Origin of the sequence: Flavobacterium sp., from assembly GCF_031409475.1 — a bacterium.
Classification (GTDB): domain Bacteria; phylum Bacteroidota; class Bacteroidia; order Flavobacteriales; family Flavobacteriaceae; genus Flavobacterium.
Genome location: NZ_JANNXH010000007.1, coordinates 1 through 2,692 on the forward strand (window position 1 = coordinate 1; position 2,692 = coordinate 2,692).

Annotated in this window: 3 protein-coding genes; all 3 read left to right on the forward strand. The window is 34.4% G+C overall.

Annotation, left to right across the window (positions count from 1 at the left end):
- A partial coding sequence (locus tag RMO53_RS01285; RefSeq protein WP_310377541.1) for a heavy metal-binding domain-containing protein occupies window positions 1-197 on the forward strand: 197 nt, incomplete at its 5' end.
- A gap of 61 nt (window positions 198-258) precedes the next feature.
- Window positions 259-972, forward strand: a complete 714-nt coding sequence (locus RMO53_RS01290) for a MauE/DoxX family redox-associated membrane protein (RefSeq protein ID WP_310377542.1) — start codon at window positions 259-261, stop codon at window positions 970-972.
- Window positions 973-982: 10 nt separating this feature from the next.
- Window positions 983-2,692, forward strand: a 1,710-nt coding sequence (locus RMO53_RS01295; protein ID WP_310377543.1) for a multicopper oxidase domain-containing protein, incomplete at its 3' end; no start/stop codon positions are given.

A 2,692-nucleotide genomic window follows, 5' to 3' on the forward strand; every position in this document is an offset into this window, starting at 1 on the left:
ACCCAGAAATTACGGGAGTGAAAGGCGATAAATGTTCTAAATGTGGTATGGAATTAACAGAAAAAACAACCGATAAAAAAGTTGCAAAAACTATTTATTCTTGTCCAATGCACCCAGAAGTTCAAGGTAAATTAAACAGTAAATGTTCAAAATGTGGAATGCCTTTAACAGATTTAGTTGTTGAGCAAGCAAAATAAAACAGAACAGATCTAAAGACAAAGTCATAAATGGCTTTGTCTTTTTTTAAAATAGTATAAAATGACACATACCTATAAATTAACAGGAATGACTTGTTCAAGTTGTGAAGCAAAAGTAAAATCAGCTTTGATAACTATTGAAAACGTTACAAATGTTGCCGTTTCAAAAGATTTAGAAACCGCAACTATAACAATGGACAAACACATTGCATTGTCCGACTTACAAAAAGTTTTAGACAACAAATACCAAATATCAGCAATCAATCATAGCGAAATTGCAGAACAAACAAAATCGTGGTTTGAAACTTACAAACCCATTTTACTAATATTTTTCTACATTATATTAGTAACAACATTAGTGCAAACACAAAATTCAAAATTCGATTTTATGCAAGCAATGAGACATTTTATGTCAGGTTTCTTTCTTATTTTCTCTTTTTTTAAATTATTAAACATCAAAGGTTTTGCAGAAAGTTATGTTATGTACGATGTTTTAGCAAAACAAATTCCAGTTTGGGCTTATCTATATGTATTTATCGAATTAGGTTTAGGAGTTGCTTTTTTAATCAATTTCAATCCAATACTAACAAACTCAATTACAGTAATAGTAATGAGTATTAGTATTATTGGAGTTCTGCAATCTGTCTTAAACAAAAAGAAAATACAATGTGCTTGTTTGGGTGCAGTTTTCAATTTGCCAATGAGTACAGTTACCATTATCGAAGATGCGTTGATGATTGCTATGAGTGGAATTATGCTATTTATAATGATTTAAGAAAACCAAAATGAAAAATAAAAAAATAAAAAACATATCATTATTGCCTACGGCAATAATAATATTGATTCTATCTCAATCTATTTTCGCCCAAAAAATAGTCCGTTACGATTTATATGTGCGTGATACCATCGTAACTTTTGGCGACAAACCCAAACACGCCATTGCAGTGAACGGACAAATTCCGATGCCAACACTCACATTTACCGAAGGTGACATTGCAGAAATTTATGTACATAACGAGTTAAAAGAAGAAACATCATTGCATTGGCACGGATTATTTTTACCAAACAAAGAAGATGGCGTTCCAAATTTGACACAAATGCCAATAAAATCCAAAACGACACACAAATATTCTTTCCCAATCATACAACACGGCACACATTGGTATCACAGTCATTCGGGATTGCAAGAGCAAATCGGAATGTATGGAAATTTTGTAATGCTCAAAAAAGCAAACGACCCAACTTATAGAAAAGGAATTGACGATTTGCCAAGTATTCCAATAGTTTTAAGCGAATGGACAGATGCAAATCCTGATAACGTACACCGAATGTTGCACAACGCAACCGATTGGTTCGCTATTCAAAAAGGAACAACACAAAGTTATTCCGAAGCAATCCAACAAGGTCATTTCAAAACCAAAGTTACCAACGAATGGAAACGAATGAACGCAATGGACGTGAGCGATGTTTATTATAACAAGTTTCTAATTAACGGAAAAAACGAAAGCCAACTTTCGCAATTCAAAGGTGGCGACAAAGTGCGTTTACGCATTTCAAACGGCGGAGCATCAACCTACTTTTGGCTAAATTATGCAGGCGGAAAAATTACCGTAGTGGCTAATGATGGTAACGATGTAGAACCTGTTGAAGTAGATAGATTAATCGTTGCCGTTTCCGAAACCTACGATATAATTGTAACCATTCCAGCCGATAAAACCGCTTACGAATTTTTGGTAACTTCCGAAGACCGCACAAAATCTGCATCTTTATATTTAGGCGATGGCATCAAACAACTCACTTCTACCCTACCAAAATTAAAATATTTTGAAGGTATGAAAATGATGAACGATATGATGAAAATGAACGGAAATTTAGACGATATGGGAATGAGTATGTCTTACAATCAAATGGATATGAACGTAGTAATGTATCCAGAAATTACAGGCGAAGCAAAACCCAAAAGCGACAAAATGGGCGATATGAAAATGACCGAAGACGATTATAACAGCAACAAACTTTCTGATATTGTAACCCTAAATTACGCAATGTTAAAATCGCCAACCAAAACAACACTCCCAAAAGATGCACCAATAAGAGAACTAAAATTTGAACTTACAGGAAATATGAACCGCTATGTTTGGAGTTTAGACAACAAAGTAGTTTCCGAAACCGACAAAATTCTAATCAAAAAAGGCGAAAATGTACGCATAACAATCTACAACGGTTCAATGATGCGACACCCAATGCACTTGCACGGACACGATTTTAGAATTATAAACGGACAAGGCGACTACGCACCACTCAAAAACATCATTGATATTATGCCAATGGAAACCGATGTTTTAGAATTTAATGCCAATGTCGAGGGCGATTGGTTTTTCCATTGTCATATTCTCTATCATATGATGAGCGGAATGGGCAGAGTTTTTACCTACGAAAACCAAGCATCAAATCCATTAATTCCAAATCCAAAACTCGCACAACGCAAACTTTTT

Bases quoted from the DNA above. Each gene is read 5' to 3' on its own strand.
- RMO53_RS01290 (WP_310377542.1), top strand. From the start codon at position 259: ATGACACATACCTATAAATTAACAGGAATGACTTGTTCAAGTTGTGAA.